Genomic DNA, 9,398 nt, shown 5'->3' with positions numbered 1-9,398 from the left:
CCCGAGGGGCGGTCCGGCGGCGGGCGCGGGGCGGCCGGTGCCAGACGTCGGACCTGGCGCGCCGGTCGCAAATCTGCTCCGGGCCATACACCACTCGCCGGCCGGCGCCAACTTGACGATCGGCCCCCGGTTGTTCCCGGTCGGCCTCGCGTCCGGCACCGGACCGTGCTCTGTCGGGCGGGAAGGCGGCTCATCGAACGCGCCGCCCCGCCCGGGAGGCCCGCCATGACCATCTCACGCCGTTCGGCGCTCGCCGCCGCGTTCGCCGCGCCGATCCTGATTCATGCGCCGCCGGGACTCGCCGCCGGACCGGAGGCCTCCGCCCAGACCGCCGAGGTCGAGGCGGCGGTGGATGCCTTGACCAAGGCTCTGCTGGCGGCCGACGGCACCGCCCTCGATGCCCTCACCCTCGATGGCTTGAGCTACGGCCATTCGAGCGGCGTTGTGCAGGACAAGGCGGCCTTCGTCGGCGCGCTGACCAGCGGCGCCTCGCGCTTCCCCAGCATCACCCTGTCGGACCGCTCGGCCTCGGTGATCGGGGAGGACGCGATCGTCCGGCACGTCTTCACCGGTGAGACCGTCTCGGGTGGAAAAACTGCGCCGGTCCATATCGGTGTGCTGCAGGTCTGGCGCCGGGACGGCGGCCGCTGGCGCCTGATGGCGCGCCAGGCGTTCAAGCTCTGACGCGCGACCAGTTCGCCGCTCAGTAGCGCGACGGGACGAGCATCTCCGGCGGGGTCGGCGTGCGGATGTAATCCGCGTGGCGGACCCGCTCGGGCAGGTGAACCGGCGGATGCTCGACGTCCTGGTAGGGGATCTGTTCGAGCAGGTGGCTGATACAGTTCAGCCGGGCGCGCTTCTTGTCCACAGCCTCGATGACCCACCAGGGCGCCTCTGGGATGTGGGTGCGGGTCAGCATGTCTTCCTTGGCGCGGGTGTAATCCTCCCAACGCCGACGGGATTCGACATCCATCGGCGACAGCTTCCACTGCTTCAACGGGTCGGCGATGCGCATATGGAAGCGCAGGGCTTGCTCCTCGTCGGTGATCGAGAACCAGTATTTCAGCAGCACGATGCCGGAGCGCACCAGCATGCGCTCGAACTCGGGCACCGAGCGGAAGAACTCTTCGACGTCGGCATCGGAGCAGAAGCCCATGACGCGCTCGACGCCGGCCCGATTGTACCAGGAGCGGTCGAACAGCACGATCTCGCCGCCGGCCGGCAGGTGGCTGACGTAGCGCTGGAAGTACCATTGCGTGCGCTCGCGCTCGCTCGGCGCCGGCAGCGCCGCGACCCGGCAGACGCGCGGGTTGAGGCGCTGGGTGATCCGCTTGATCACGCCGCCCTTGCCGGCCGAATCGCGCCCCTCGAACAGGACGACGACGCGCAGCTTGCTGTGCTGGACCCAGTCCTGCAGGCGGACCAGCTCGTGCTGGAGGCGCAGCAGCTCCCGGAAATAGAAGCGGCGGTCGCTGCCGGAGCCGGTCCCGCCCTCGAGGCTGTCGAGGCGGTCGTCCTCGAATCCGAGTTCCATCTCCTCGTCGTAGCTGTCGAGGATCTCGCGGCGGATCATGTCCACCATCGATGGGTCGGCGCGGTCGTGATCGATGGTCATGGCAGGCTTCGCGGTCGGGTGTCGTCACGCCCCACAAAGCAGGATCGTGTGACAGTCCCGAGACCCTGCCCGAGACTCCCGCCCGAGACCCCGCCCGCGCCTCACGCGTAGGCGGCGCAGATCCCCAGGAAGTCCTCGGCCACGAGGCTCGCGCCGCCGACCAGGGCGCCGTCGACGTTCTCCACCGCCATCAGCTCGCGGGCGTTGCTGGGCTTCACGGAGCCGCCGTAGAGGATGCGGATCCGGTGCGCTTCGTCGCCGACGAGCTTGTCCAGCATCTCCCGCAGGGACGCGTGGACCTCGGCGATGTCGCGGGGCGTCGGGGTCCGGCCGGAGCCGATCGCCCAGACCGGCTCGTAGGCGATCACTGTATCGGCCGCGGTGGCGCCCTTGGGCAGGCCGATGGCGAGCTGCGCACGCACGATATCGAGGGCGCGGCCCTGCTCGCGCTCCTCGATGGTCTCGCCGACGCAGATGATGCCGCTCAAGCCGGCGCGGCGGGCGCCGAGCGCCTTTGCGTGGACGCCGTCATCCGTCTCGTGATGGTAGGCCCGGCGCTCGGAATGGCCGACGATCACGTATTTCGCGCCGAGGTCGGCCAGCATCTCCGCCGAGATCGATCCCGTGAAGGCGCCGCTCGGCCGGGCGTGCAGGTTCTGGCCGCCGATGACGATCGGCGAGCCGGCGGCCGCGGCCACGCAGGAGCCGATCAGCGTCGCGGGCGGGCAGATCAGCACCTCGACGCGGGATGCCAGGTCCGGCGTGAGACCGTCCCGGATCGCCTCGACCACTTTGATCGAAGCCCGGGTCCCGTTCATCTTCCAGTTGCCGGCGACCAGCGGTTTCCGCCCCGTCTGCGACATCCCTAGCCCTCGCCTCGTCTCCGCGCCGCCACGGTATTCCGGGGTCGGCGGGGCCTACCAGAGCGAGCTTGGGCGCGCAAACCGTCCGAATGGGTGAGCCTTTGCCTGTGGGCGCGAATGGTCTATCGCGGTCGGCTTTCAGGGATGGCACCGGCCCGGCGACGGGTCGACGGCCGAAGGTATCCGATCACAGACCATGCTTCAGGGCATCCGCAACGCCAGCCAGCATTGGCTCGGCAAGATCGTCTTGACGATCATCTTCACCCTGCTGATCGCGGGCGTCGGGATCTTCGGCGTGGAGGAATTCTTCCGCGGCGGCTCCAGCAGCAACGTCGCGACGGTGGGCAGCACGCCGATCACCGCCGAGCAGGTGCGCCAGGCCTACCAGAACCAGCTGCAGCGCTATCAGACGCAGCTGAAGCGCGCGCTCACGCCCGACCAAGCCCGCATGCTCGGGCTCGACCGGACGGTGATGTCGCAGCTGATCACCGAGGCGGCCCTCGACCAGAAGACGCACGATCTCGGCCTCGGCGTGCCGGACGCCTCGGTGATCCGGGCGATCCACGACGAGAAGAGCTTCCAGAACGCGCAAGGGCAGTTCGATCCGCAGCTGTTCTATCAGACCCTCCAGCGGGCGGGCCTGAACGAGGGCCTGTTCGTGCGCGAGCAGCGCTCCGTGATCGCGCGGCTGCAGCTCGCCGAGGCCGTGTCGTCCGACCTGCACGTGCCGGCGGCGATGCGCGAGGCGGTCCATCGCTACACCACCGAGCGCCGCGCCGCGGCCTACCTGATGCTGACCCCGTCCGTGGCCGGAGAGATCCCGGCCCCGACCGAGGACGCATTGAAGGCCTGGCATGAGGCCAACAAGTCCGGCTTCCGGGCGCCGGAATTCCGGACCGCGACCCTGCTGGTGGTCGATCCCGAGGCGATGGCCAAGCCCGACGCGATCACCGATGCGGACGCCAAGGCCGCCTACGAGCTGAACAAGGGCCGCTACGGCAGCCCGGAGAAGCGCACGATCCAGCAGGTCGTGTTCCCGGATGCCACCGCGGCGGATACCGCCCGCAAGGCGATCGAGGACGGCTCGAAGACCTTCGAGGCCGTGGCCGGGGAACGCAGCACCGGCGGCACCGACCTGACGCTCGGCACGCTGACCAAGGCCGAATTGTTCGACAAGGTGGTGGCGGATGCCGCCTTCGCGCTGCCCGAGGGCGGCGTGAGCCAGCCGGTCCAGGGCCGCTTCGGCACCGTGCTGCTGCGGGTGACCAAGATCGAGCCCGGCACGGTCAAGCCGTTCGCCGAGGTCGAGGGCGAGATCCGCAAGGGCCTGGCGCTCAGCCGTGCCCGGGACGCCATGGAGACCACCCGGGACGCCATCGAGGACCAGCGCGCCAGCGCCAAGCCGCTCGCCGACATCGCCGCCGAGCGCGGGCTGAAGCTCGTGACCGTCAAGGCGGTGGATCCCCAGGGCAAGGGTCCGGACGGCCAGCGCGTCGCCGACATCCCCGATCCGGACACCACCCTGCCGGCCCTGTTCCGGGCCGAGATCGGCGGCGACAACGAACCGCTGCGCACCAAGTCCGGCGGCTACGTCTGGTACGACGTGACCGGCATCGACGCCGCGCACGACAAGCCGCTCGACGAGGTCCGGGACGGCGTGAAGGCCGGGTGGACCACCGCCGAGATCGCCAAGCGGCTCCAGGCCAAGGGCCGGGAGCTGGCGGAGAAGCTCAACGGCGGCGCGACCATCGAGGCGGTCGCACAAGAGGTCGGCGTCAACACGCAGGAGGCGCAGGACCTCGCCCGCAACCAGGCCAAGGACATGCTCACCGCCGACGACGTGAACCTGATCTTCGCGACGCCGGTCGGCAAGGCCGGCACCGCGGCCGCGGGTGATTCGCGAGCGGTGTTCAAGGTCACGGCGGCGACGATGCCAGCCTTTGTTGCCGACACCCAGGGCGACAAGGCCATCACCAAGAACTTCCAGGCCGCACTGGCCGACGACGTGCTGTCCCAATACATCTCCGAGGTCCAGAAGAACGCGGGCGTGAAGATCGATCAGGCCGCCCTGCGCCGGGCCATCGGCGGAGAGTATTGAGGGCCATGGCCGAGGCGCCTGACTACGCGGCCTTCGCCGGACGCTACGAGGCCGGGCAGCCGAGCCTCGTCGAACTCAGCCTGGTCGCCGACCTCGAGACGCCGGTGGCGGCGTTCCTCAAGCTGCGTGCCCGGCATGCCGGGCCGGCGTTCCTGCTCGAATCGGTGGAGGGCGGCGCGGTGCGCGGCCGCTACTCGATGATCGGTCTCGACCCGGACCTGATCTGGCGCTGCCGCGACGGCGCCCCCGCCATCGCCCGCGGGGCCGATCTCGACGCCTTCGAGCGGGACGACAGGCCGCCGCTCGCCTGCTTGCGGGCGCTGATCGCCGAGAGCGCGATCGGCGAATCCGAGGGGCAGGACCTGCCTCCCATGGCCGCCGGCCTGTTCGGCTATCTCGGCTACGACATGGTCCGCGCCATGGAACGGCTGCCCGAGCCGAACCCGGATCCCCTGGGCGTGCCGGACGCGATCCTGATGCGCCCGCGCGTCATGGTCGTGTTCGATTCGATCCGCGACCAGATCACCGTGATCTCGCCGGTGCGGCCTTCGCCCGGCGTCACCGCCCGCGCCGCCTACGAGGCCGCGCTCGCGCGCCTCGACCGGGTGGCGGACGCCCTCGAAGGACCGCTGCCGGTGGACGCGCGGGTGGACCTGTCCACGGTGGCGCATCCTGAGCCGGTCTCGAACACCTCGCCCGAGGCCTTCGCCGGCATGGTCGCGAAGGCCAAGGAATACATCGTCGCCGGCGACGTGTTCCAGGTGGTGCTGTCCCAGCGCTTCTCCGCGCCGTTCACGCTGCCCGCCTACAGCCTGTACCGGTCGCTGCGGCGGACAAACCCGGCGCCGTTCCTCTGCTACCTCGATTTCGAGGCCTTCCAGATCGTCTGCTCGTCGCCCGAGATCCTGGTGCGGGTGCGCGAGGGGATCGTCACGGTGCGGCCCATCGCCGGCACGCGCCGCCGCGGCGCGACCCCGGCCGAGGATGCGGCGCTCGCCGCCGAATTGCTGGCCGACCCGAAGGAATGCGCCGAGCACCTGATGCTGCTCGATCTCGGCCGCAACGATGCTGGCCGGGTCTCGAAGATCGGCACCGTGCGGGTTACCGATTCGTTCTTCATCGAGCGCTATAGCCAAGTCATGCACATCGTGTCGAACGTCGAGGGCGACCTCGACCCGCGCCACGATCCGCTCGATGCCCTTGCGGCGGGCTTCCCGGCCGGCACGGTCTCGGGCGCCCCGAAGGTGCGGGCCATGGAGATCATCGACGAGCTGGAGCGCGAGAAGCGCGGGCCCTACGCCGGCTGCATCGGCTATTTCGGCGCCCGCGGCGAGATGGACACCTGCATCGTTCTGCGTACGGCGATCGTGAAGGACGGGCGCATGCACGTCCAGGCCGGCGCCGGCATCGTCTACGATTCCGATCCGGCCTCCGAGCAGCAGGAATGCGTCAACAAGGCCAAGGCGCTGTTCCGGGCCGCCGAGGAGGCGGTGCGGTTCGCGGCGCAGGCCAAGCGGGGACAGTAGCCACCGGTTGACCGGAGGGTTGCGAGTCGTCACATCGCGGTCATGCCCGAGCGTGCCTCCGCGATGCCCAACGTCCTCGTGATCGACAACTACGATTCCTTCACCTGGAATCTCGTCCACCTGATCGGCCCGCTCTGCGGCGCCGTCGAGGTCGCCCGCAACGATGCGCTGAGCGTCGCCGACATCCGGGCCAAGGCGCCGGACGCGATCGTGCTCTCGCCCGGTCCGTGCACGCCCAACGAAGCCGGCATCTGCCTCGATGTCGTGCGCGAGCTGTCCGAAGACATCCCGATCTTCGGCGTCTGCCTCGGGCTCCAGGCGATCGGCCAGGCGTTCGGCGGCGACGTGATCCGCGCGCCGCTGCCGCTGCACGGCAAGGTCTCGACCATCCGGCATGGCGCCAGCGGCCTGTTCCGGGGCCTGAACGACAGCTTCGAGGCGACCCGCTACCACTCCCTGATCGTCGACCGGGCCAGCTGCCCGGACACGTTGCGGGTCACGGCCGAGGCCGACGGCCTGATCATGGGGCTGGAGCACGCCGAGCGGCCGCTCCACGGGGTGCAGTTCCACCCCGAGAGCATCCGGTCGCAGCACGGCACGGAGATCGTGAAGAACTTCCTGGATCTGGCCGCCGCCTGGAACGCGGCGCGTGACAGGACCCGCGCCGACGTGCATTGACGCCGGACGGCCGGGGCGGCCTTCCGACAGAGCGCATGGACAGCTTCAGACCCCATCTCGCCAAGGTCGCCGGGGGCCTGGCTCTCGACCGCGCCGAGGCACGCGCGGCCTTCGACGACCTGTTGTCGGGCGAGGTCACCCCCGTCCAGGCCGGCGCCTTCCTGGCCGCCCTGAAGGTGCGCGGCGAGACCGTCGAGGAGATCGTCGGCGCCGCCGAGGCGATGCGCGCCCGCATGACCCGGATCGATGCGCCCGCAGGCGCCGTCGACGTGGTCGGCACCGGCGGCGATCATTCCGGCAGCGTGAACGTCTCGACGCTCGCCGCCATCCTGGTCGCCGCCTGCGGCGTGCCGGTGGCCAAGCACGGGAACCGCGCCGCGACCTCGCGCTCGGGGGCCGCCGACGTGCTGGCGGCTTTGGGCGTCAAGCTCGGGCTCGATGCCGAAGGGCAGGCCCGGTGCTTCGCCGAGGCCAACCTGTGCTTCCTGTTCGCCCAGGCCCATCACGGCGCCATGCGCCACGTCGCAGCGGTACGCTCCGAACTGCCGGTGCGGACGATCTTCAATCTGCTGGGCCCGCTCTGCAATCCGGCCGGCGTCGCCTACCAGCTGTTCGGCGTCGCCCAGGAGGCGCTGGCCGAGCCGCTGACGAAGGTGCTCGCCGAACTCGGCAGCCGCCGGGTCTGGACCGTCCACGGCTCCGACGGCCTGGACGAGATCACCGTCACCGGGCCGACCCGCGTGGTCGCCCTGGACGACGGCCGTCTGTCCCGGTTCACCATCGATCCGCGGGAACTCGGCCTCACGCTTCGGGCGCCGGAAGAGCTGCGCGGCGGCGATCCTGCCGACAACGCCCGGGCCCTCGAAGCCGTCCTGGCCGGCGCACGCAACGCCTACCGGGACATCGCCGTTCTCAATGCAGGCGCGGCCCTCGTCGTCGCGGGGGCGGTTCCGACCCTGGCGGACGGGCTCGCGCGGACGCAGGATGCCGTCGATTCCGGGGCGGCGCGGGACACCCTCGCCCGTCTGGTCCGGGCCTCGAACGATCGCTCGAACGGGGAGGAGCGCCGATGAGCACGCTCACGCAGGGATCGGTGACCCATGATGGTTCTGCCGAGGCGCCGAACGAGCGGCCCAACGTGCTGGCGCGGATCGAGGCCTACAAGCGCCGCGAGATCGCCGAGGCGAAGCTGCGGGTGCCGCTGGCCAAGCTCGAGCGGCGGGCGGCCCAGGCCGAGCCGGTGCGCGGCTTCGCGGCGGCGATCCGGACCCATCTCGATGCCGGGCGCCCGGCCCTGATCGCGGAGGTGAAGAAGGCCTCCCCGTCGAAGGGCCTGATCCGCGAGGATTTCGCGCCCGCGACGCTGGCGGCCGCCTACGAGGCCGGCGGTGCCACCTGCCTGTCGGTGCTCACCGACGAGCCGTCGTTCCAGGGGCGTCCGGAATACCTCACCGAGGCGCGGGCGGCCTGCCGGCTCCCGGTCCTGCGCAAGGACTTTTTGTTCGAGCCCTACCAGGTCTACGAGGCCCGGGCCTGGGGTGCCGATTGCATCCTCGCCATCATGGCCTGCCTGGACGACGACGAGGCGCAGGCCCTGGTCGCCACCGCGCACGAGCTCGGCATGGACGTGCTGGTCGAGGTCCACGACGAGGCCGAGTTGAACCGCGCGGTGCCGCTCGGCACGGCCCTGATCGGGATCAACAACCGCAACCTCAAGACCTTCGAGGTCTCGTTCGAGACCGCGATCCGCCTCGCGCCGGGCATCCCGGCGGACCGGATCGCCGTGGCCGAGAGCGGCATCGGCGGCCACGCCGACGTGAAGCGCCTCCGGGAGCACGGTCTGGGCGTGGTGCTGGTCGGCGAGAGCCTGATGCGTCAGGCGGACGTCACGCGGGCGACCCGGGAACTGCTGTTCGGCGAGGGCGACGGGCCGGAGCCGGACGCCAGGGCCGGCAAGGCCAAGAAGCAAGACGACAAGAAGAAGGGGTGAGCATGGAACCGGGTTCGACGCTCACCCATCTCGACACCAGCGGCGCGGCCAACATGGTCGATGTCACCGACAAGCCCGCCACAGACCGCACCGCCCGGGCCGAGGGCAGCGTGGTGATGCGGCCCGAGACCCTGGCGCTGATCCGCGAGGGCGACGCCAAGAAGGGCGACGTGGTCGGCACCGCGCGGCTCGCCGGGATCATGGCCGCGAAGCGGACCCACGAGCTGATCCCGCTCTGCCATCCGCTGCTGCTGTCGAAGGTGCGGGTGGAGTGCGAGCTGGACGACGCGCTGCCGGGCCTGCGCATCGCCGCCGAGGTGCGGGTCCAGGGCCCGACCGGGGTCGAGATGGAGGCGCTGACCGCGGTCTCCGTGGCCTGCCTGACGGTCTACGACATGGTGAAGGCGGTGGATCGCGGCATGCGGATCGAGGGCATCCGCCTCATCGCCAAGGATGGCGGCCGCTCCGGTGCCTACCGGGCGCCCGACGCATGAGCACCGGGCTGATCCCGGTCGCCGAGGCGCTGGGACGGGTGCTCGCGAGCATCCCCGCGCCGGTCGAGGCGGAGACGGTTCCGCTGGCCCGGGCCGCGCTGGTCCCGATCAATCTCAGGCTGGCGCCCACCACG

Annotated in this window: 9 protein-coding genes; 7 read left to right on the top strand and 2 right to left on the bottom strand. The window is 70.7% G+C overall.

All coding sequences use genetic code 11. From position 1 onward, the window contains the following. Nucleotides 1-225 precede the first annotated feature (225 nt). Nucleotides 226-684, top strand: coding sequence for a nuclear transport factor 2 family protein (locus tag FV228_RS12535; RefSeq protein ID WP_147854922.1), 459 nt, complete (start codon nt 226-228; stop codon nt 682-684). Nucleotides 685-703: 19 nt separating this feature from the next. Here the strand turns inward: FV228_RS12535 and ppk2 are convergent, their stop codons facing one another. Both ppk2 and tpiA read right to left on the bottom strand, forming a co-directional pair. Further along, on the bottom strand, nt 704-1,615 hold the full coding sequence (gene ppk2, locus FV228_RS12530) for a polyphosphate kinase 2 (protein WP_187277719.1): 912 nt from the start codon (nt 1,613-1,615) through the stop codon (nt 704-706). Between the two features lie 101 nt (nt 1,616-1,716). After that, the gene (tpiA, locus tag FV228_RS12525; RefSeq protein ID WP_147854921.1) at nt 1,717-2,478 is read right to left on the bottom strand and encodes a triose-phosphate isomerase; all 762 of its coding nucleotides are present in this window, start codon (nt 2,476-2,478) and stop codon (nt 1,717-1,719) included. A gap of 196 nt (nt 2,479-2,674) precedes the next feature. On the opposite strand from tpiA, the gene FV228_RS12520 reads away from it, so the two are divergent. From FV228_RS12520 to moaC, 6 genes are all read left to right on the top strand, one after another. Further along, on the top strand, nt 2,675-4,576 hold the full coding sequence (locus FV228_RS12520) for a peptidylprolyl isomerase (RefSeq protein WP_147854920.1): 1,902 nt from the start codon (nt 2,675-2,677) through the stop codon (nt 4,574-4,576). A gap of 5 nt (nt 4,577-4,581) precedes the next feature. Next, nucleotides 4,582-6,102: an anthranilate synthase component I gene (gene trpE / locus FV228_RS12515; RefSeq protein WP_147854919.1), complete on the top strand. Its 1,521-nt coding sequence runs from the start codon at nt 4,582-4,584 to the stop codon at nt 6,100-6,102. A gap of 63 nt (nt 6,103-6,165) precedes the next feature. Continuing rightward, nucleotides 6,166-6,780 (top strand): aminodeoxychorismate/anthranilate synthase component II, encoded by a 615-nt coding sequence (locus FV228_RS12510; protein ID WP_147854918.1) that lies wholly within the window; start codon nt 6,166-6,168, stop codon nt 6,778-6,780. 35 nt (nt 6,781-6,815) lie between these two features. Then, nucleotides 6,816-7,853, top strand: a complete 1,038-nt coding sequence (gene trpD / locus FV228_RS12505) for an anthranilate phosphoribosyltransferase (protein WP_147854917.1) — start codon at nt 6,816-6,818, stop codon at nt 7,851-7,853. Further along, entirely contained in the window at nt 7,850-8,770 is a 921-nt protein-coding gene (trpC, locus tag FV228_RS12500; protein WP_147854916.1) for an indole-3-glycerol phosphate synthase TrpC, read from the top strand. The genes trpD and trpC overlap by 4 nt, the downstream gene beginning before the upstream one ends. A gap of 2 nt (nt 8,771-8,772) precedes the next feature. Beyond that, complete coding sequence (moaC, locus tag FV228_RS12495) at nt 8,773-9,264, top strand: cyclic pyranopterin monophosphate synthase MoaC (protein ID WP_147854915.1); 492 nt, start codon at nt 8,773-8,775, stop codon at nt 9,262-9,264. Nucleotides 9,265-9,398: the final 134 nt, after the last annotated feature.

It is taken from the genome of Methylobacterium sp. WL18 (assembly GCF_008040015.1).
GTDB classification, from domain to species: Bacteria; Pseudomonadota; Alphaproteobacteria; order Rhizobiales; family Beijerinckiaceae; genus Methylobacterium; species Methylobacterium mesophilicum.
This window is presented reverse-complemented; position numbering and strand designations above follow the sequence as displayed.